This window comes from Colwellia sp. C2M11 (assembly GCF_018860915.1).
Taxonomy (GTDB): domain Bacteria; phylum Pseudomonadota; class Gammaproteobacteria; order Enterobacterales; family Alteromonadaceae; genus Colwellia.
Window position 1 is genome coordinate 20,495 of sequence record NZ_JAHKQD010000028.1, and the last position, 19,444, is coordinate 39,938.

General features: G+C 35.4%; 15 protein-coding genes. 9 read left to right on the forward strand and 6 right to left on the reverse strand.

What is annotated here, in order from left to right:
- Position 1: 1 nt before the first annotated feature.
- From KO509_RS08145 to KO509_RS08165, 5 genes are all read left to right on the forward strand, one after another.
- Positions 2 to 910: a DUF58 domain-containing protein gene (locus KO509_RS08145; RefSeq protein WP_215972789.1), complete on the forward strand. Its 909-nt coding sequence runs from the start codon at positions 2 to 4 to the stop codon at positions 908 to 910.
- On the forward strand, positions 907 to 2,376 hold the full coding sequence (locus KO509_RS08150) for a BatA domain-containing protein (RefSeq protein WP_215972790.1): 1,470 nt from the start codon (positions 907 to 909) through the stop codon (positions 2,374 to 2,376). The genes KO509_RS08145 and KO509_RS08150 overlap by 4 nt, the downstream gene beginning before the upstream one ends.
- On the forward strand, positions 2,369 to 4,732 hold the full coding sequence (locus tag KO509_RS08155) for a hypothetical protein (RefSeq protein ID WP_215972791.1): 2,364 nt from the start codon (positions 2,369 to 2,371) through the stop codon (positions 4,730 to 4,732). Before KO509_RS08150 ends, KO509_RS08155 begins: the two co-directional genes overlap by 8 nt.
- Positions 4,729 to 6,765, forward strand: coding sequence for a hypothetical protein (locus KO509_RS08160; RefSeq protein ID WP_215972792.1), 2,037 nt, complete (start codon positions 4,729 to 4,731; stop codon positions 6,763 to 6,765). The genes KO509_RS08155 and KO509_RS08160 overlap by 4 nt, the downstream gene beginning before the upstream one ends.
- Before the next feature lie 128 nt (positions 6,766 to 6,893).
- On the forward strand, positions 6,894 to 7,475 hold the full coding sequence (locus tag KO509_RS08165; RefSeq protein ID WP_215972793.1) for a VC2046/SO_2500 family protein: 582 nt from the start codon (positions 6,894 to 6,896) through the stop codon (positions 7,473 to 7,475).
- Positions 7,476 to 7,597: 122 nt separating this feature from the next.
- Here the strand turns inward: KO509_RS08165 and KO509_RS08170 are convergent, their stop codons facing one another.
- Positions 7,598 to 8,185, reverse strand: a complete 588-nt coding sequence (locus KO509_RS08170) for a YchJ family metal-binding protein (protein WP_215972794.1) — start codon at positions 8,183 to 8,185, stop codon at positions 7,598 to 7,600.
- Between the two features lie 289 nt (positions 8,186 to 8,474).
- On the opposite strand from KO509_RS08170, the gene KO509_RS08175 reads away from it, so the two are divergent.
- Positions 8,475 to 10,961 carry a prolyl oligopeptidase family serine peptidase gene (locus KO509_RS08175; protein ID WP_215972795.1) on the forward strand — a complete coding sequence of 829 codons (2,487 nt, stop codon included), beginning with the start codon at positions 8,475 to 8,477 and terminating at the stop codon, positions 10,959 to 10,961.
- Positions 10,962 to 11,161: 200 nt separating this feature from the next.
- Here KO509_RS08175 and rrtA read toward each other — a convergent pair whose 3' ends face one another.
- A complete protein-coding gene (rrtA, locus tag KO509_RS08180; RefSeq protein WP_215972796.1) occupies positions 11,162 to 11,779 on the reverse strand; it encodes a rhombosortase in 618 nt (205 codons plus the stop codon).
- Positions 11,780 to 11,866: 87 nt separating this feature from the next.
- Here rrtA and KO509_RS08185 point away from each other — a divergent pair, with 87 nt between their 5' ends.
- The 3 genes from KO509_RS08185 to KO509_RS08195 all read left to right on the forward strand — a co-directional run bounded on the left by KO509_RS08185 (position 11,867) and on the right by KO509_RS08195 (position 15,662).
- Positions 11,867 to 12,529 carry a tRNA-uridine aminocarboxypropyltransferase gene (locus tag KO509_RS08185; protein WP_215972797.1) on the forward strand — a complete coding sequence of 221 codons (663 nt, stop codon included), beginning with the start codon at positions 11,867 to 11,869 and terminating at the stop codon, positions 12,527 to 12,529.
- Positions 12,530 to 12,778: 249 nt separating this feature from the next.
- Positions 12,779 to 14,929, forward strand: coding sequence for a TonB-dependent receptor (locus KO509_RS08190; protein ID WP_252727452.1), 2,151 nt, complete (start codon positions 12,779 to 12,781; stop codon positions 14,927 to 14,929).
- 262 nt (positions 14,930 to 15,191) lie between these two features.
- Complete coding sequence (locus KO509_RS08195) at positions 15,192 to 15,662, forward strand: low molecular weight protein-tyrosine-phosphatase (protein ID WP_215972798.1); 471 nt, start codon at positions 15,192 to 15,194, stop codon at positions 15,660 to 15,662.
- 152 nt (positions 15,663 to 15,814) lie between these two features.
- On the opposite strand, the gene KO509_RS08200 is transcribed toward KO509_RS08195, so the two are convergent.
- From KO509_RS08200 to KO509_RS08215, 4 genes are read right to left on the reverse strand one after another with little or no spacing between them, the layout of a single operon-like run.
- Positions 15,815 to 16,660 (reverse strand): fumarylacetoacetate hydrolase family protein, encoded by an 846-nt coding sequence (locus tag KO509_RS08200; protein WP_215972799.1) that lies wholly within the window; start codon positions 16,658 to 16,660, stop codon positions 15,815 to 15,817.
- A gap of 55 nt (positions 16,661 to 16,715) precedes the next feature.
- Positions 16,716 to 17,492 carry a glucose 1-dehydrogenase gene (locus KO509_RS08205; protein WP_215972800.1) on the reverse strand — a complete coding sequence of 259 codons (777 nt, stop codon included), beginning with the start codon at positions 17,490 to 17,492 and terminating at the stop codon, positions 16,716 to 16,718.
- Between the two features lie 21 nt (positions 17,493 to 17,513).
- On the reverse strand, positions 17,514 to 18,386 hold the full coding sequence (locus tag KO509_RS08210; RefSeq protein WP_252727453.1) for an amidohydrolase family protein: 873 nt from the start codon (positions 18,384 to 18,386) through the stop codon (positions 17,514 to 17,516).
- Complete coding sequence (locus tag KO509_RS08215) at positions 18,386 to 19,432, reverse strand: aldo/keto reductase (protein ID WP_215972801.1); 1,047 nt, start codon at positions 19,430 to 19,432, stop codon at positions 18,386 to 18,388. The genes KO509_RS08210 and KO509_RS08215 overlap by 1 nt, the downstream gene beginning before the upstream one ends.
- Positions 19,433 to 19,444 lie beyond the last annotated feature (12 nt).

The window sequence follows — 19,444 nt, forward strand, 5'->3', positions numbered from 1 at the left end:
AATGCATGAATTTGTTGATCCCAAAACATTATCTCGAATTAAAGACCTACCTTTAGTTGCTAAAACCTTAGCACAAGGTTTTTTACATGGCCTACATACTGGTACTCAACGAGGCGTTGGCATAGAGTTTAGCCAATACCGTGTTTATGAGCCTGGTGATGATCTGTCTCGAGTTGATTGGAAGCTGTTTGCTCGTTCTGATAAGTATTTTGTCAGAGAGGCTGAGCGGGAAAGTGACATTAATGCTTGGTTTGTCTTAGATACCAGTGCTTCAATGTTACAAAAATCTCAGTTCAGCTCAAATGAAAATTCATGGCATAAACTTGATTATGCGCGTTGCTTAGTAGCAACGGCTGCTTATCTTGCCCAAAAGCAAGGTGATAATGTTGGCTTTTTATCCTTAGATAACGATAATCAAACGTTTCTTCCTGCGTTATCTGGCGAACGTCATTGGCAAAAAATTCTTCTAGGATTAACGCGCTTAAAAGCACAAAACACTTTTCCTACGCTTGAACATGTTATGAATCAATTAGGTCGTGTACAAAGAAACGGCATTATTTTTGTTATTAGTGACTTTCATCAGCAAAGTGATGAAATTGTTGAGCTGGTAGGGCAACTCAGTAATACCAGAACTGACGTCGTTACTATTCAATTAAGCTGTGATGATGAGGAGCTATTTCCTTATAAAGGTGCGATTCGATTTGAAGATTTAGAAACTAAGGAGCAAGTGTTAGTTTCGGCAAATCAAGTTAAAGAAAAGTACTATGTTGAAAAGAAAAAATATCAAACGGACTTGCTGAATAGATTAACCAAAAACAAAGTGAAACACTTTATTGCTAATATAGATGAGCCGCTTGATCAAACCTTATTTGATATTCTAACGATGAGAAATAAGGCTGTTATAAAATGACATTTCCTTCAATAGCCTACTGGTTTGTACAATCGCCTTGGATGCTACTTGCGCTTTTGAGTTTACTTGTACCGTTAATTATTCATTTATTCAGTAAAAGTAAGGGGAAATTAGTCCCTTTTGGTAATATTCGGTTAATTCAATTAAGTAAACCGGTAAAAATGAATGAAATACGTTTAGTTGAGCGCTTATTATTATGTTGTCGTTTACTTATGCTGTTTTTTTCGGTGCTATTGTTAGCTCAGCTTTATTACGATGAGAGAAGTAATACTGATGGCGCTACTGAAGGTAATATCTTAATTACTAATGATTGGCTAAATAATGCCACTGAAGCGGAATTAAAGACCTTAGCATTAAAAGCTGAAAATGTGCCTACTTATCTTTTATCAGCAAGGGTTGAACGATTAACCAGTGATAAAATTGTTACTTGGAAAAATACGGTCACCAATACTAATAAAAGCAATTATTTAAAAGAAAGTAAGCAACAAAATACTTGGTTACTTGTTAATAACTATGCCAAAACTTTACCTAATAACGTAAATATCAAGGTTTATACTACTAATCGTTTATCACAATTTATTAACGGTAAAATCTATTTTCCGGATAATATTACATGGAATATTAAGCACTTATCTGAAGATGAAATCACTAACTCAATGGAGTCATTAATCAATAAAACACTATCAGTAGTCGTCATTAGTGATAAAAGTAATAGTGAATATTTACCGGCGTTAAAGGCTGTTCTTTCTATTATTCAAACGACTAAGCTTGAGAACTTAGCCTTTAGTTTCCACCTTTCTGATGAACTTAACGATGAACTATTTCAATATGAGCAACCTAAAGATGATTTACCTAAAGGTAACTCTCTTGAATATGAACCATCCAAAAGTGATCAGCTTCATAATAATATTACAGGCAAGTATGATTCGATTTTATATTTAAGCTCTGCGCCAATTCCTTTGTTTATTAATCAAGAAGTTCGAAAAGGAACAAGCTTAATTGCTGATATAACGCATGCAAAAGATCCTACTGTGACTCATTTGGTGAACTGGGATGAACTTGTGACAAAAATAACGTTTCCATCAGAATTGATGTCACTATTGCTAGATGAAGCAATAAAAGATCACCGAATGCAGCAACAGTTAAGCGATGAACAAATAACGAGTCAACTTGTCCATGAAAGCTCTGCTATTGCATCGACCTTAGGTGATAAAGATGATTATAAAGAACAAACTAATAAAGAACACTATGCAAGTAAGTATACGGAATCATTTAAAAACGAATCAATGACTCAATTATTGATTATACTGTTAGTGCTTTTCTGGTCGCTTGAGCGCTTGTTAAGTGAAAGATTTCGAAAAGCGCAGGAGGAAAGTACGCTAACTAAGGCGTTTAACTCAGATAATGTCAGTCATTCTAGTGACATGCTTGTTACTCAGACATTGAGAGGTAAGGATAATGTCTGATAATAATAACGCAGAAAATTCGATTAACGTTCAACTTAATGCTGTAGTGAAACAACTAAAAGTTAGATGGCATTGCTATACTGTGGTTAATTTTTTGCCATGGCTAATAGTATTGTTAACTATGGGGTTTTACATAAACATACCTATTATTTTACTCATTATAATAAGCACATTAACTCTTATTTTAACTATTTGGATAAGAATTAAATCTTCAAGTTATCAACAACTAACGTTAAGTAATTTATTACAGCATTTAAACCGGCTATACCCTGAACTACAAGAAAGTGCACAACTCGTTACTCGAGATGACGATTCACTTTCAATATTACAGACATTACAAAAACAAAAAACAATTAGCAATATTGAACTTTTATTAAGCGATAACCAGGGTGCAATTTACCCTAAAATATCTTATCAAAATAGTATTGTGTCATTTGTTTGTGCGATGATAATTTTACTATTAATGTATTTTAGTCATCTATGGTTACCATTACTGACTGTAAGCGAGAATGACGCTATTAAGGTAACTGTTAGTAAAGATAAAATGGCAGAGACTAGCCAAACACTTTTATTGACACAACATGAAGTCCTTATAACACCACCAGGTTATACCAAGTTACAAAGCCGCCAGCAAAATGATTTAAATGTATCAGCTGTTGAGGGCTCAATTCTGCGTTGGCAATTAGCTTTTACTAACACTGTCGATAATGTTTTCATTGAATTTTCAGATAATCAAAAATTATATTTTACCAAAGAAAGCCAAGATTTTTATAGCCTAGAAAAATCCGCTGATTATACCAGTGTTTATCGTTTGGGCATTCTCGTTAACGGCGTTGAGACCTTATTACCTGAGGTTTATACTTTAACAATAGTTAAAGATCAAAAAGCTAAAATCACTATTATTAGCCCGAAAAAAACGATTACTGAAATTGCGACACAAGATCATACTGACGTGTTGACACAGGTTAAAATAACCGATGATTATAATGTCGCTAAGGTTGAAATATTAGCTTCTATCGCTAAAGGCTCTGGTGAGTCGGTTAAGTTTAGAGATCAAACTTTTAATTTTGATTCCACTGACGTAATTGACGGGGTTGATCATTATTATATTAATTGGCAGTTAGAAAAATTGGGTATGGAGCCAGGTGATGAACTTTATTTTACTGTCAAAGCATGGGATAACCGCCAACCAACTCCGCAAATAACACGGTCAATAACAAAAATAATACGTTGGCTTGAAGATGAAGATCAGGCTGTGATGTTTGACGGTGCATTGTTTGATTTTATGCCGGAATATTTTAAAAGTCAGCGACAAATTATTATTGAAACCATTGAGCTTATAAATGATAGAACAGAGTTAACTACGGAACAATTTGTTGAAAAATCAGAGTTATTAGGTATTGCTCAGCGTGAGTTGAAAGAAAAGTATGGCCAGTACTTGGGTGATGAAGTAGAAGATGGCGGCGGTAGCCATGCCATGAGTCATGAAGCTAGTGAGCAAGTTTCGAGTCGAGTAGAGAGTGTCACGAATCAAGATAATCATGATGAATCAGAAGAACATCATCATGCTCCTGAGCATCACCATGAAGAAGCAGGACACCATGCCAGTGATGATTTTGCAATGAAAGGCTTTGGTACAGATAAATCAGGTAGTAGTGAGGTTATTAGTCAATTTGGGCACAATCATGAAGAAGCAGATATTGGTATTATGGCACGCCAAGACCCTAAAGCTTTAATGAAACGTTCTATCACTAATATGTGGCAAGCAGAGTCGCACTTAATGTTATCAGTACCTGAAAAAGCGCTTCCTTATGAAGAAGAAGCATTAAAGTATTTAAATATGGCAAAAAAAGCAGAGCGTATTTATGTTAAACGCCTTGGGTTTGAACCACCACCGGTGACTGAACAGCGGCGATATCAAGGTGACTTGGATGATATTTTAAGCTATCGACACCATCAAACCATAGATTTAACTGATAATGAAAAAAATCAGTTAAATAAATTTTATCGTTTATTAAATAGATTGCTAAGTCGTGTGAACAATAAGGTGCCAACGTCAAAAGAAATGTTGCTCTCAAATACAGAGCGACAACTTGTTAGCAATGTAAAAAAGCAACTTGAAGCGTTACTTGATAAACGCCCTGTATTGATAAAATATGTCGCTATTATAGAGCGAATATTACTCGCTAATAGTTTTACACTTGATAATTGTCAATTGTGTTTACCTGACTTAGCAGAAAAAATTTGGCAATTACTACCTGAGCCTAATGCAAAACCCCAAGTATTGAGAAAGCCTTACCTTACTACAGATGCTTTAACTCAGCAGTACGCTGAATTTTTGTCGGTACAACCATGATTTTTAATATAACGGAAAACTTACAGTTAGCTCTTCCAAGCCATCTTATCGCTATTGAATATGGGCTTATTATGCTGAGTTTTATTATCTTAGGCATTACCATTGTTGCAGCTTATCAACGCTTAACTTATTCACGCCGCTTTTTTGTGATTGTTTTACTTAATATGCTCTCATTTTGTGCAATTATTGGTTTGATAAGTGATATAAAAATAAAAACGCAAACTGAAATGTCAGCTGTGTTATTAACCTATGGAACGAGTCAGCAACAAATTGAATCAATACCTAAGGATAATAATACACAGATTTTTCTTTTATCTTCGCTACCCAATTGGCAAGCTTCGTTAGATTTATCTACGTTAACTAAACCCTTGCTCATTGATAATGTGGGTGAAATATTGTTATATCAGCCTCAGATTACTCAGTTAAGTGTTTATGGCGATGGCTTGGCGACACCAGAGTGGCAAATATTGAATAGCTTGATTAATTCAACAGCGCATGAAAACTTAAGTAAACAGCAATTTAATGTTAATTTTTATCCTTCAAGTATTCGAACTGGCCCAGTAAAACTTAACTGGCCTAAACAATTAGTACTAGGCCAACCTTTCTATATTTCTGGAACATTAAGAGCACAAAAGCAAGATGAAGAACGAATTTTTAAAATAAGTTTATCAAATGCTTATGATGAAGTTGTTGATGAATTTTTAATTAAACATAATGAACGTTTTAATTTATCGGCTTCGTTAAAAAGCCAAGGTTTATTTACGTATCAGTTGAAAGTTTTCGATGATGATCAAACGTTGCTAATGTCAGAGCCGGTATCATTTAGTGTTACTTCAGCTGAAAAAATAAAAGTTGTTATTAAGCAGTCGGCAGCTTCTTTTGAAAGTAAACATTTAAAAAATTGGTTAGCAGAGCAGGGTGAGGAAGTATTAGTTTTTACACAAGTGAGTAAAAATAAACATATTCAGCAAGTTGTTAATGCGACGACTGATGTAGAAGTTATATCTAAGCCAAATAAGGGAGATAAAAGTACTGTAAACATAATTGACAAAGCGTTTACAAGCATTTTATTGAAAGATACTGACTTACTTTATATGGATGGTCGTGCAGTTTTATCCTTAACGCAGGAAGAAAGTACACAAGTTGAAATGGCTGTAAAAAATGGCCTAGGTTTAATTATTATTGTCGATGATGAATTACTGTTATCTTCTAATGAAGCGTTAAGTCATTCATTATTAAAGCGTGTTTTTTCACAAGAATCATGGCCATTAAGTACAAAAGTGAATCAAGGGTTAACCACTATACCGCGTTGGTTACATAGCCAAGAAGAGCATACTTTATCCTATACCAATGCAATTTTACCTAAAGTTAACGGTGAGGTGCTTGTTGAGGGCAATGTTGAGGGCAATGACAGTCAAACGTTGGCGATTGCACATAATTACGGTTTAGGCACCGCAACTTTCTCATTAATTAATAGCAGTTACCAATGGCTAACCTCTGATAATAAAAGTCATTATAGTCGCTATTGGCAGCATATTATTGAAAATACTGCGCGTTCAGCGCAAGAGTCAGGATGGCAAAAATCACCTATTGAACAGATTTATTTTCAAGGTAATACACAACCAATGTGCGCGCAACTAAATGGAGATGATATCAGTGACTTACAAGTTGAAAATATTAATTTATTACCGTCAGTTGTTCTCGATTCTGCTTATTGTGGCGTGTATTTAAGTGATTATTTAGGTTGGCATAACTTTACTCTTAAGAATGAAAAGACGGATTTAAATCAAGTTAATATGAGTACATCATTACAAAATAATATACGCTCAAATAGTCAATCAGTTTTTGTGTATTCACAACGAAATTGGCTAACTTGGCAACAATTATTGAAGCATGAAGCGAGTCATTTAGCACATAAAAACTCATCAAAAATAGCAGACAAATTCAGCTACTTACCTATTGATAAATTGGCGTTTTGGTGGTTATTGTTTATCAGTTCATCTTTATTGTGGTACGAAAGAAAAATATTTTAAATTTTTATTAAATTAATACTAAAGCTTTACATTTTTGGGTCGATAACTTCTTTACATAACATTATTTAATCAACAACTTTTTTAAATTTAAATTTTTAATTATAGTTTTGTAAAGAAGAGATAATCCTTTGGCTGTAAACGTTGTAGATGACACAGTTAACACTAATTCGGTAGCTTCAAAGCCTTTATTGCATGAATTGCAATTAGGTGAGCAGTTAAACGAATGTGTGCATCAGTCAAGACGTTCCGACTTTTCTTTAATGTTAGCGATGCTTTGTGATGATGTTAGAGAGCAAAGCCAATTTATCTTACCAAAGTCTGCACCAATCGATGGTACGTCAACAGATATCAAAGAAGTTAACAATAAAACGTTAAGAAAACATTTTGATCTGCCAGATGAAGCACCGTTAGCATTAAAAAACATGCAACAAATTAATCGCTATAACCAAAGCCAATTGATTATTGATAATGATTTAGCTTCCTTGCATTTATCTAATGCTATATCACCAAATCCACTTGCGTTTCGTGATGATAAAAAACATATTGAGAGTAATATCTTAACTAACACGAATGTGATCTGCCAAGAAAAACATGCCAATAAACAAGAAGGGCAAGTGATGAACAAGCCGTTAAATATGGATGTTGATGGTTGGTTGAAAGCGGTTCAAAATTCAGTTGTTGAATCAAGCTTAGTTAATGTAGCAGCTTAAGATCTCATATTTTAAATAACTCTTAAATCTGCGTTACCTCTACTTAAGTTAAAACTTAATTGATGAGTCTGAAAATTAGTAGTTTTATTTTCTAACAACTCTTATGAATGTTCGTCAATTGCTCACTTATCACAACATTGTTTAAATTTTTTGCCTTTTTTTATTGACCAGGCAGTAGGGTAATTATTGCAAGGGCATAAATCTTTTCGTTTTATTTGCTTTAGTTCGCTATGTTCAATAATTTCACCATCGATATAACGCCATTGTAAGTTTTGTCTTTCTTCAGCATTATTCTCTAAGGTAACGGGGTTTGATGAAACATGCTCTAGAATAAAGCGTGAGTTTTCTCTTAATTCACACAGAGTATTATTTGTTATATAAAAAGCTGAAAATTCAACAAATTGATCAGAATATTCATTATATATTGTATTTGAATTATTGTTTATTGCATGAATTTTAAGTGCTATCCATGTACAAGACTTCCCCCAATCATTAATTTCTTTCACCGACTGTGAAGCTTGGCTTATTTTGGCGTAAGTGTCATAAATGTATTGACCATTTCCCAAGGCATAAGCACTAAAGCGTGAGCGCATTAATTGTTCAGGGTCCTCAGGATATATTGCTTTTATTTCATTATTTTCAATAAAAACTTGGCAGCAATTAGCAAAGCTTTTTTCTGAGCCGCAAAAACAGGGATTATTAGTTAACATAGAGGACTACACATACAAAAAATAGGACTTTAGTGATTAATGAATTAGGATTCGTTTTATTATAGCTTTTATTGTTGTTAACCTTAACTTGGTTTTCGTGTTATTTAGCGAGTTTTATCGCAGAAACCAGGCTACTGGTGGTTTTCCCTTACACTTTCGCAAAAAATTACAATACTCTATTCTCCTATGAGTATTGATCAATTCCTATTTGATTAGTATAACTGTGAACACGTGAATAAATTAATCCAATATATTAATTCTTACTCTCAAATTAAGAGACTATAACTTTATGAAATTAAACTTAATAGCGGCTGTTTTAAGTATTTCTTTAGTTGCTTGTGCAAGCACTGAAGATACTACAAAAACTAGCTCAACTTCGTTAAAATCGCCTGCCACTGTTTTATCACCTACAAGCAATAGTGGCGATGTAACCAATAATAATGAAGTTATTACATTAAAAAAAATCACATTAGAAAAAATCATGTCAGATCCTGACTGGTTTGGACGTGCGCCTGAATCTTGGTATTGGGGTGATGATAGCAATACCATTTTCTATAAACAAAAACAGTTAGGTAACCCGCTAAGAGATCTTTGGGTTAAAAATTTAGGCTCAGGCTCACAAGCACAGCAAGTTAGTTTATCTGAGCTACATAAAGTTGCAGACAGCAATGCAAAAAGTAATAGCGATGGTAGTCTTGAGATTTATAGCTTTGAAGGTAATGTTTTTGTTAAAAATGTTGCGACTAAATCAGTAAAACAGATTACGTATACTTCTGCCAATGAAAGCGATGCGTTATTTTTAACTAACGGAAAAATCGCTTACCGTATCGACAATGTTTTTTATGCACATGACTTAGTCACCGGGCAGGTTGTTGAATTAGCTAACTTACAAATGGCTGAAAAACCTAAAGGTATTGAAGCACCTACAAGTTACTTAGCTAAAGAACAGCATAAACTGATTAACTACATTGCATTACAGCAACGTAATGGCGAATTAAAAGAGCAACAAAAAGACAGCTTAACAGCACAAAACACGACAGTGACACAAACCAAATATTATTTTGGTAAAGATAATCAAGTAAGCCACGCAAGCTTGTCGCCAGCGGGTGATAAATTATTTGTGAGTATTACTGAGGCTAAATCAAGCCGAGATGATTCGGATATTATGCCAAACTATGTTACTAAAGATGGCGTGATTGCCGCTGAAAAAGTACGCGCTCGTGTGGCTAATAACCGTCAGTATAAAGAAGAGCTATTTTTTATCGATTTAAAAGCAGGTAAAAAAGTGGCGTTGAACTACGAATCACTGCCTAATTTTGATACTGATGTGCTTGCAGCAGTAAAAAAAGAGAACTATGCACGTGAAGGAAAAACCTATAAAAGTAGTAAAACGGCTAGAAATATTCATTTATTACAAATGTGGTTTCCTGTTAAATGGAACGACGATGGCAGCCAAGTTGCTTTAATGTTAGAAGCTTGGGACAACAAAACTCGTTGGTTAGCTACTGTTGATTTTGAAAAAGAAGCCTTAGTTAATCAGCACGAGTTACAAGATGATGCTTGGATTAACTGGAGCTTTAACGAATTTGATTGGGTAGGAAATGACGCGCTTTACTATTTATCAGAAGAAAGTGGTTATTCTCATCTTTATTACAAAACGTTAAATAATGGTAAAACTAAACAGCTAACGTCGGGTAAATTTGAAGTAAGTGACGTTACTCTAACAAAAGACCAAAAACGCTTTATTTTTAAAGCCAATAAAAAACATCCTGGTATACATGAAATTTACCAAGTTGATTTGGCTAACAATGTTACGGCATTAACAGATCTTGGTGGTCAAAATAGCTATGCTTTAAGTCCTGACGAATCTGCATTGCTTATTGAACATTCTAGCTTAACTATGCCGCCAGAATTATATGTTCAATCATTAACGTCAAATGCACCAGCTACACAAATAACGCATACCGTTTCTGATGAATTTAAAGCTTTACCATGGGTTTCACCAAGTATTGTGGCTATACCGTCAAGCAAGCAAAAAGAGCCGATTTACTCGCGTGTTTATTTACCTAAGAATTATGACAAAACAACTGAGAAAAACCGCGCAGTAATGTTTACGCATGGTGCTGGGTACTTACAAAATTCTCACCTTGGTTGGTCTGGTTATTTCCGTGAATTCATGTTTCATTCAATGTTAGTACAGCAAGGCTACGTGGTTATTGATATGGACTACCGTGCTTCAGCAGGTTACGGCCGAGATTGGCGTACTAGTATTTATAGACATATGGGAAAAGTTGAAGTTGAAGATATGCGTGATGGTGTTAACTGGATTGTTGACAATGCTAACGTAGATGCTAAGCGTGTAGGCACTTATGGTGGGTCTTATGGCGGGTTCTTAACATTAATGTCAATGTTCACAGACCCTACGTTATTTGAATCTGGCTCAGCTATTCGTTTAGTATCAGATTGGGCTTATTATAATCATGGTTATACGTCTAATATTTTAAATACTCCTGAAGATGATGCCATTGCTTATGAGCGTAGTTCACCTATTTATTTTGCCGAAGGTTTAACTAAACCCTTATTAATTAACGCACCAATGGTTGATGATAATGTGTTTTTTGAAGACACTGTTCGTTTAGTTCAACGTTTAATTGAATTAGAAAAACAAGACTTTGAAACGGCTATTTATCCGGTTGAACCACATGGTTTTGTACAACCGAGTTCATGGTTGAATGAATACCGTCGTATTTATAAGTTGTTTGAAAATACATTATAAAGATAAATTTATAATGAAAACCAATTAGCTAAGCTAAATTAGTTAAACCAAATTGGATAAGATAAGTAGTTTATAAAGCTTTTTAGCGATCATCAGTGGTTGCTAAAAAGTTTTTTTTAAACAAAATAATTATTTAGAAAAGAAGATAATACGTGAATTAAAAGCGTTAGGCTTTTGGCGTGAAAGGTGAGTTTATTTCACTAATCGATAGTAATGGTTTTAAAACGAAAGAAACGTAAATAAATCACCGTAAATACTAATCCACCAATCGCGCCCCATAAATGCGCATCAACAGCAACACTCGCTTCAATTAAATCACTGACCTCGGTACTAGCACCATAAATTTGTTCGTGAGCTATTTTCATAAAAACGCCGATAAAAAGTAAATAACCTGTTCTATCTTTTGCAGCAATATCCATTATCGCCCCGAACACAAATATGCCATGTAATACACCAGATAAACCAACATATTGTATTAATGACGGTGAGCCATAATAAATACCCATGCTGGTAATGAAGGCGCAGAAAGTAAATAAAGCACAATAATTTTTAATGGTGTAGAAACGCCCATGTAATGCCCAAAGCAGAACTAGTGCGGCTAAGTTGAGCAATAAATGATAACCGTTAGTGTGTAATAAATGTCCTGTGAATAATCGCCATATTTCACCTTGAGTAATTAAATTACGGTTATAAACGAATACCTGAGTAACAGAATCATTAATGAAAAACTCAGCAGCAAAAGCAACAATTGAAATAACAGCAAGAATTAATACCATTAGCACGTGCTGTTTTGAAAATGGAAAAGAACTTAATTTCATTTATGTTGATGCTTTAGGCTGAACTCATTGAAAGTTGAGTATACAATGTTAGCCTATTAATTTTAAGATTCTTGATGTTTTTCTTTTATGGCCAGAAATTTATGCACACAATGCCAACGCCCCACAAGCGCTTGTATTTGTCGTTTTATCATAGAAACACACAATAAAACGCCTTTGTTAGTATTACAACATCCGAATGAAGTTAAACAAAGTAAAGGCACTGTCGCTTTATTAAATGGTTCGCTAACATCTTGTAAAGTACTGGTAGGCGAAGACTTTACTCATCACACTGAGCTGAATGAAATATTAGCGTCGCATCAAGTTTTACTACTTTATCCTGGTGAACACTCACAAATTCTCTCTTTACCTGATAAAAAGAATGGAGGTAAGTTTACACAAACAGATAAGGCTAAGCCGCTTTTGTTACTGGTACTCGACGGCACCTGGAAAAAGTCGTACCGTATGTTTATGTTGTCTAAAAACCTACATTCATTGTCACAAGTCAGTTTACCTGATTATCTGGCGAATAATGGGCAATACTTAATTCGTAAAGTCGCCAAAAAAAATGCGTTATCGAGTTTAGAAGCAACTTGTTATGCATTAGCATTATTGGAAGGGGAAATGAAAATTACAACAGCAGACAAAAGGCTGAATACGGTAGGAGTCGATAATATCGATTGTGGTAATTATCAACCTATGCTAAATAATTTTATAAAATTCAATCACTTTCAGTTATCTTTTAGAGGGTAACAGTTTTAATATTAGTGTTAAGTACCATCGTAACTTTTCATTATTCCTGTTTTAATATAAATAATAACTGTCATTAAATGCTTTCTAAACCCCTTTTAACATTATCTACGGTGAGTTTACTGTTAATTAGTAATCTACGAATATTCAATATATTCTCCTTTCATCGAATAAAACAGGTGTTTACGAGTAACAACTCCCTTTGTTAAAGTGCTATTTTTCCCGCAATACCTCTTAAAGGATACAGTATAGATGTTATCAGGATTCCCCAGAACAGTTGTTAGCACGGTTTGTTTATCTATGGTTAGTTGCTCAACCTTAGCTGCTACTAATAAAACAGTGTTATCCACGTCGAATGATAGTAAGAATATAGCAGAGGTTATCGTTGTTACCGGTACGCGTCATCAATCAGATCTTCTTTCACTAACCGGTAATATCGATCGTATATCAAGTGATGATATTGCTTTAGTTAACGCTGTTCATCCAAGTGACATTTTAAACAGAGCAACAGGCGTTCATATACAAACTAATAATGGTATGGAAACGTTACCTTCGTTACGATCTCCGGTGTTAAGTGGTCCAGGCGCTGCAGGCGCTTTTTTATTTCTTGAGGACGGTGTTGCTACCCGAGCAGCCGGCTTTGCTAATAATAATGCGTTGTCAGAGTTAAACTTAGCTCAGGCGAGAGAAATAGAAATAATTCGCGGTCCTGCCAGTGCAATTTATGGATCAAATGCGGTTCATGGCGTGGTGAATGTTCTAACTAAAGCTCCTAAAAATGGTGGGGATGTAACACTACTTGCTGGGCCTAACGACAGGTATCAACTGCAGGGAACAATTGGTAGCGAATCAGATAATCAAGGTGTTAGTGCTAGTGTTCAAGTTGTTGATGATGGTGGTTACCGTGATGATAGTGACTTTCGCTCTTTAAAATTGGGACTTCGTCATGATTATGTTAACGGAGATGATCATTTCAAAACGGTCATTGCTGGTTTTGTGCTTGATCAGAATACCGCTGGGTTTGTATCCTCTGGAGACAATGGCAATGAATGCTATAGTTCAATTTATTCAGATGAAACACTTTACAAAGATACTAACGCCATGCAAAAAAATTGTGATAGCGATGCTTATCGTGAATGGTCTTCAGTTCGTGTTGCAACGAGTTGGCAAAGAGAGTTAAGCGCAGACAGCAGCTTTACTATAACGCCATATTTTCGACTTAACCAAATGGAGTTTAGCCAGCATTATTTACCGTCAAAGGCTATTGAAGAAAATAGTCATTATAGTGTGGGCATCATAAATAACTATCATTGGCAGATCGATCAAGACCTTGCTGTTGTAATGGGTATTGATCTGGAATGGACAGAAGGGGAGTTAACACAAACTCAAGAACAGCCTGACAGCTATAGCTTTGGTAAAGCACGTCAACAAGGCTTACATTATGACTATAATGTTGATGCCTCAATTATTGCTCCTTATATCCAAACAGATTGGCAATTAACAGAACAATTGCAACTTACCGGTAGTGTCCGCTTTGATGCAACTCAATATCGATATAATAATTTAATTGCCGATGGCACGACTAAAGCCGACGGCAGTGCATGTGTAAATAGTAATAACGAGCCTATAGCTTGTTTATTTAAACGTCCTAGTGATAATAACGATAGTTTTAATAATACTAGTACTAAATTAGGGTTTAATTATCGATTAAATAACAAAATTGCATTTTTTGGTAGTTGGTCACAAGGCTTTAGAGCACCGCAAACAACCGACATGTACCGACTTCAAAACCAACAGTTGGTTGGTGAGATTGAAGCTGAACAACTTGACAGTTTAGAGCTAGGTTTACGTGGAATAAGTAATAGCCTCACTTATGAACTTGTTATTTATAGCATGAATAAAGATAATTTCTTTTTTCGTGATGACGACGGTTTAAATGTTACGGATGGTGAAACCTCACAGAAAGGGCTTGAACTGAGTATTAATTATGATTTAACTGAGCAATTTAGTGTGGCAGTTAATTATAGTTATGGTCAGCATGAATATGAATTTTATCGTGCTAGCAGTGGAGTTACTAAAGGCAATAAAGTAGACACAGCACCAGAGCAAATGGCTAATATTCGCTTTGCTTGGCAGCCTACAGATAACAGTAAACTTGAACTAGAATGGCTACATATGGGTGAATATTATTTAGATCCTGCTAACGAACATAATTATGCTGGACATGACTTATTACAACTTAGAGCCTCACTAGCACTCAATCATAATACGCGTATATTTGCGCGAATAGAAAACCTTACGGATGAGCAATATGCAAGTAGGGCTGACTTCGCCTTTGGAACATACCGTTTCTTTGGTGGTCAAACTCGAGCATTACACATAGGTGCCGCTATTTCTTTTTAAACAAAGTGAATGGCTTAAATTAGTTTGTATTTTAATCATACCTAAGCCATTTTTTCATGGTGATGATTTATATTACTTATGTTAATGTAATGTAAATTTATTGCGCACCTATTTATTACACGCTTAGTTTTCCTCTTTTATATTGATAGAAGACAGAGCAAAGTGTTTTCTATACTGTGAAAGCGAAAATAACGCAATAATGGATGTCGCATGGTAAATGCTAAACATTACATATTAAATACATATATTGGTTGATAAGTTTATGAATTATAAAGCAGTTAAGAGTGTACTTTTTGTTTGTATGGGCAATATTTGTCGCTCACCAAGCGCTGAAGCTGTTTTTAGGCAGAAAGCACAAGCGGAAGGTTTATCATTAAAGGTTGATTCAGCTGGTACTGTAGGTGCTCATGTTAGAGAAAAACCTGATCATCGAGCGCAAAAAGTAGGTGTTGAACGTGGCTATTCATTTAAAGGTATTAAAGCCCGAAGAGTGACAGTACAAGATTTTGATAACTTCGATCTTATATTAGCGATGGACAATGCTAACCTTGCAGAACTTCATAAAATTGCACCTGAGCACTTACAATATAAAGCTAAACTTTTTTTAGATTTCGCTGATAACCATGACGAAGAGGAAGTACCAGACCCTTATTACGGTGGCGCTAATGGTTTTCGTTTTGTTCTAGATTTAGTTGAAGATGCCAGTGACGGTTTACTAAAACAGTTGAAGTAAGTGCTTATAAAGTTATTCAATTTGAACTGTTTTATGATTTTTAGAAAATTATCAGAATTTAAAAAGGAGTACACGTGTTGTACTCCATATAGTTATGAACCTTTGCGATAGTAAACAATTTTTTATAGCGTTTTTAATATAATAAAATCACACTACTTTAGTGATGTAACTACTTGCTCTTGGCTACCTAAACCTTCAATACTTAGAGTGATTTTATCACCTGGCTTTAAATATAAAGGTGGAGTTTGACCTAATCCAACACCTGGAGGCGTCCCTGTCGAGATAACATCACCCGGTTGTAAACTCATAAATTGGCTTAGATAACTGACAATATATGCGGGCTTGAATACCATAGTTTTGGTATTACCATTTTGAAATGTCTTTCCGTTAACAGCTAAATGCATTGATAAGTTATTTGGATCTTTCACTTCATCACTGGTAACTAACCAAGGTCCAATAGGACCAAAAGTATCACAGCCTTTACCTTTATCCCACTGGCTGCCTTTTTCTAGTTGAAAAGTGCGCTCAGAAACATCGTTACATACACAATAACCAGCAATATAATCGGTCGCTTCTTCTTCGCTAACATAGGAAGCATGTTTACCTATAACTATGGCAAGCTCAACTTCCCAGTCTAACTTATCACTGTTTCTAGGTTGTACTATGTCATCATTAGGGCCAGAAATGGCACTGGTGGCCTTAGTGAAAACTTCAGGCTCGTTTGGAATTTTCATACCAGATTCTGCAGCATGATCTGCATAATTAAGACCAATACAAAGAAACTTTCCTACATTACCCACACAGGCACCTAGTCGAATATCAGTACTGATTATTGGTAAACTTGATAAATCTAAAGCTTGAATACGTTGCAAGTTATCATCTGATAATATCGTACCGTCAATATCACTAACAACACTATGTAAACTCCTAATATTGCCATGATCATCCATAATTCCTGGTTTTTCTTGACCTACAGGTCCATAACGAAGTAATTTCATTTGATTTTTCTCTTAATTTCAGTTGTTCAGTTAAATTTTAGTAAGTTCTGTTACCTTAATTATTTAAGGTGACAAAGCCGCCATCTATCGGAATATTACTTCCTGTAATGAATGCCGCATCATCTGTACAAAGATAATCGACTAATCCTGCAATTTCATCAGGAGTTCCCATACGGCCGATAGGCTGACTTTTTGATAACTTTTCAAACATTTCTGCTTTGTTATCTGCATAATTATTTTCTAAAAAATTATCTACAAAAGGGGTATGAACTCGACCAGGAGATATACAATTACAACGAATACCATCAGCCAAGTAATCTTTAGCAACAGAATACGTCATAGTTAACACCGCACCTTTAGTCATTGAATATGCAAATCTGTCAGCAATACCAACGGAAGCAGCCACAGATGCCATATTAATAATAACTCCACTTTTTTGTGCTTTCATTGCCTCGATAGTGCCTGATATACAGTTATAAACGCCTTTAACATTGATATTGTAGAGTCGATCTAAGTCTGATTCGCTGGTGTGTTCAATATTACCAATATGTGCTATGCCAGCATTATTAACTAATATATCGATAGTGTGTTCTTCATTAATTTTTTTAAGTAAAGCTAATACTTCTTTATTGTTTGCTACATCAAGAGCATAGGCTTCAGCATTTCCGCCTGCACTGATGATTTCCTCTACGGTTATCTGAGCGGCTTCAAGATTAAGATCCGCAACCAATATTTTTATATTTTTTTGTGCAAGGCGCAAACAAATACTTTTACCTATACCACTTGCACCTCCAGTTACTAATGCAACTTTCGTTTTATTTTCTAATGTCATAATTAATTCCTAAATTGATAATTAATGTGAAGGTAATTGATAAAACTTGCGAGCATTGTCTGCCCAAATTTTATGTTTATCTTCATCTGTATACTTGCTGAGTAATAATTGGGTTAACTCTATCCATGAGTCATAGTTACCATTGACTTTGAGTACCGGCCAATCACTGCCCCACATGATTCTGTTTGAGCCAAACTCTTGAATAATGTGATCAACATAGGGTTGTATAATATTGGCATCAACTTGCCCATGAGGCGCTTCTGTTAATAAGCCCGACAGTTTAATGTAGACATTTTTGCAGCTAGCAATGCTCGTTATATGTCTTTCCCAAAATCGAGATAGTGGCGTAGATAAATTTGGCTTAGCGCAATGATCTATCACAATTTTTAACGTTGTATGTCTATTGGCAATGCTCTTAATATTTGATAAATGAACATCGTTAACTAACGCATCAAAAGTTAATTGCTTTTTTGCCATATATTCAAAAATAAGATTAAACTTATCGTTTAAGATCCAATTCACGTCGTCAATATCTTGTAGCATTGGACGAAGGCCTTTGAAGTAAGGATTCTGAGCCAAACGTTCTAAGGTTGTTATTGCGTTAACGTCTTCCATGTCAATCCAACCAACCACGCCTGCTACAAACCTTGTATTCTCGGCAATTTTAAGTAAAAAATGTGTTTCTTCTTCAGTAGCAGCTGCTTGTACTAATATGGTTTGATTAATACTTTGCTGCTCAAGATCAGGAGCCAATTGTCCAGGTAGAAAATCTTGATAAAGTACCGACAATTCAGGGGTTAGCCAATGATAGTCACCCCGCGATAGTTGCCAAAAATGTTGATGACTATCAACGCGCGCTATATTGGGTTTATTGTCTATTTTTGAATTAGCCATTACACAGTACCGGCTGAGGAGGGTAATGGTGCGTCTTTATCTAGCAAGTTTTCATCTTTCAATGTTTGCCAAAACTCTGCAGGGATAACCTCATTAAATAGCGCGATAGTTTGCTCTACACGTTTAGCACTACCTAGCCCAGGAATAACAGAGGCAACAACTGAGTGCCCCAAGGGAAATTGTAAAGCAGCGGCAGCTAAGGTGACTTGATATTGATGACAAACTGCTTCAATTTTGGCAACTTTATTAATAATATGCTGTGGCGCAGGCTCATAATCATAATAAGGCGTGTTATTACCTTTGACCCCCGTCGCTAAAATACCTGAATTATAAGGGCCGCCTAAAATAATTGACGCGCCATGAGCTTCACATTGTGGAAAAAATTGCTGAAGCGGTGCTTGCTCCAATAATGAGTATCTTCCCGCTAGCAAAAAGCAGTCAAACTGACCAATATTCATGACCCGTTCGCAAATTTCAATTTCATTCACACCTAAGCCTACTGCTTTTATATGGCCATGTTTTCTTAGCTCATCTAAGGCTTTATAACCATCAATCTCAAATTGGTCAAAGTAGCGTTTGTCACTATCTCCATGCGTATAAGCACCCAGATCATGTACCAACAAAACATCTATTTCAGCTAAACCTAAACGTTGTTGACTGTCTTCAAATGAACGCATAATGCCGGTGTAAGAGTAATCATAATGGGCATCGAAGGGCATAGGAGTAATAAAGCCATGACGCAATTGACTGATATCGGCTTTCGCGTCAGGTTTAAGCAATCGGCCAACTTTTGTTGATAACACATACTGGTCATGAGCTAAGGGTCTTAACGCATCTCCTATTCGGCGCTCACTAAGACCAGCGCCATAACGAGGTGAAGTATCAAACAAAGTCATACCCAATTTAATAGCTTTATCTAATGTGGATTTTGCTTCTTTATCTGACACAGGTTGATACAGGTTACCCATTGAAGCAGCGCCAAAGCCCAATGTTGATAAGTAAAGTGAGGTTTTACCGAGTTGTCTTTTATCGTCAATATTATTCATAAGTAATTACTT

Coding starts and splice junctions, on each gene's coding strand:
- KO509_RS08145 (WP_215972789.1), top strand. CDS start 2: ATGCATGAATTTGTTGATCCCAAAACATTATCTCGAATTAAAGACCTA.
- KO509_RS08150 (WP_215972790.1), top strand. CDS start 907: ATGACATTTCCTTCAATAGCCTACTGGTTTGTACAATCGCCTTGGATG.
- KO509_RS08155 (WP_215972791.1), top strand. CDS start 2,369: ATGTCTGATAATAATAACGCAGAAAATTCGATTAACGTTCAACTTAAT.
- KO509_RS08160 (WP_215972792.1), top strand. CDS start 4,729: ATGATTTTTAATATAACGGAAAACTTACAGTTAGCTCTTCCAAGCCAT.
- KO509_RS08170 (WP_215972794.1), bottom strand. CDS start 8,185: ATGTTAACTAATAATCCCTGTTTTTGCGGCTCAGAAAAAAGCTTTGCT.
- KO509_RS08175 (WP_215972795.1), top strand. CDS start 8,475: ATGAAATTAAACTTAATAGCGGCTGTTTTAAGTATTTCTTTAGTTGCT.
- rrtA (WP_215972796.1), bottom strand. CDS start 11,779: ATGAAATTAAGTTCTTTTCCATTTTCAAAACAGCACGTGCTAATGGTA.
- KO509_RS08185 (WP_215972797.1), top strand. CDS start 11,867: ATGGCCAGAAATTTATGCACACAATGCCAACGCCCCACAAGCGCTTGT.
- KO509_RS08190 (WP_252727452.1), top strand. CDS start 12,779: ATGTTATCAGGATTCCCCAGAACAGTTGTTAGCACGGTTTGTTTATCT.
- KO509_RS08195 (WP_215972798.1), top strand. CDS start 15,192: ATGAATTATAAAGCAGTTAAGAGTGTACTTTTTGTTTGTATGGGCAAT.
- KO509_RS08200 (WP_215972799.1), bottom strand. CDS start 16,660: ATGAAATTACTTCGTTATGGACCTGTAGGTCAAGAAAAACCAGGAATT.
- KO509_RS08205 (WP_215972800.1), bottom strand. CDS start 17,492: ATGACATTAGAAAATAAAACGAAAGTTGCATTAGTAACTGGAGGTGCA.
- KO509_RS08210 (WP_252727453.1), bottom strand. CDS start 18,386: ATGGCTAATTCAAAAATAGACAATAAACCCAATATAGCGCGCGTTGAT.
- KO509_RS08215 (WP_215972801.1), bottom strand. CDS start 19,432: ATGAATAATATTGACGATAAAAGACAACTCGGTAAAACCTCACTTTAC.